2 protein-coding genes are annotated in these 1287 nt (G+C 71.7%); both read right to left on the bottom strand.

Translation table 11 applies throughout. The features are described 5' to 3' along the window. Positions 1-11: 11 nt before the first annotated feature. A complete protein-coding gene (locus AB0C29_RS44925) occupies positions 12-332 on the bottom strand; it encodes an FxsA family protein (protein WP_360834002.1) in 321 nt (106 codons plus the stop codon). 61 nt (positions 333-393) lie between these two features. Next, on the bottom strand, positions 394-1203 hold the full coding sequence (locus AB0C29_RS44920) for a polyprenol monophosphomannose synthase (protein WP_360834000.1): 810 nt from the start codon (positions 1201-1203) through the stop codon (positions 394-396). Positions 1204-1287 lie beyond the last annotated feature (84 nt).

Raw genomic sequence — 1287 nt, 5'->3', positions numbered from 1 at the left:
ACCGGCGAGCACTACCGGATCGAGGGGGCGACGACGCGGCAGCCGCCGGACCCCGAGCCGGGCACAGTGAGCAGCAGCGCGCCGAGCAGACCGACCAGGGAGTTGCTCACCTGCGGGCCCGGCGGGCGGCCGGCCTCGGCGGCGGCCCGGAACCCGCGCCAGCCGCGGATGCCCTCGCGGCGCAGCAGCACCAGCCCGGCCACACTCGACGCGGCGATGATCAGCAGGGTCCAGAGCGCACCGATGGCGTGCACCACGGCCACGAACACGGAAATCTCGGCCACCGCGAGCAGGAGCAGCCCCAGCGGGAGCAGAGCCAGACTTCGGCGCATCATCCCCAACCTTCCGGCGTCGCCTCGACGCCCACGGCAAGCATGACACGCCCCTGCCCGGTCACGGCCAGGTCGAACCCTGCCGCGGCTTGCGCCCGAGCTTGGCCAGGACGGCGTCCTTGCGGGCCGTCACCCCCCACACAGTGACCCTGAGCAGCTGTTCCTTGAAGATGTTGCCGCTCATCTTGCTGACGCCGTGTTCGCGTTCGGTGAACGTGATCGGCACCTCAGCCATCCGGAAACCGTGCCGGTAGGTGCGCCAGGCCAGCTCCACCTGGAACGAGTAGCCGGTCGAGGCGACCGCCGCCACGTCGATCGCGTCGAGCACGGCCATCCGGTACGCCCGGTAGCCGCCGGTGGCGTCCTTGAACGGCATGCCCAGCGCCATCCGGATGTAGATGTTGCCGCCGCGCGACAGCAGCAGCCGGTGCAGCGGCCAGTTGTGCACGCTGCCGCCGGGAATGTAGCGGGTGCCGAGCACCGCGTCGGTGTCACGCAGCACGTCGAGCAGCTTGTGCAGCTCCTCGGGGGCGTGCGAGCCGTCGGCGTCCATCTCCACGACCGCGTCGTAGCCCTTGTTCTTCGCCCAGGCGAACCCGGCGACGTAGGCGGCGCCGAGGCCTTCCTTGCCCGCGCGGTGCAGCACGAAGATGTGGTCGTCGGCGGCGGAGATCTCGTCGGCGATGTCACCGGTGCCGTCGGGAGAGTTGTCGTCGGCGATGAGGATGTCGACGCTCGGCACGGCCTCGCGGACCCGCCGCGTGATCAGCCGGATGTTGTCCGCCTCGTTGTAGGTCGGGATGACCACGAGGACACGTCCGACCCCCGGGTATCCTTCCGCGCCCGAGACCGTCGGGTTCGCGTCGCTCACCGTTCCTCCGTCGTCGACTCTGCGGCCGCCGCCCGGTCGGGGCGGGGGGGCCCGCGGCACGGGCGGGGGGGCCCCACGGCGGGC

Source organism: Actinoplanes sp. NPDC048791 (genome assembly GCF_040650095.1).
Classification (GTDB): Bacteria; Actinomycetota; Actinomycetes; order Mycobacteriales; family Micromonosporaceae; genus Actinoplanes.
The sequence above is the reverse complement of the archived record's forward strand: the minus strand, read 5'-3'. Positions and strand labels throughout refer to the sequence as shown.

Excerpts from the sequence above, each read along its gene's own strand:
- AB0C29_RS44925 (WP_360834002.1), bottom strand. The coding sequence starts at position 332 with ATGCGCCGAAGTCTGGCTCTGCTCCCGCTGGGGCTGCTCCTGCTCGCG.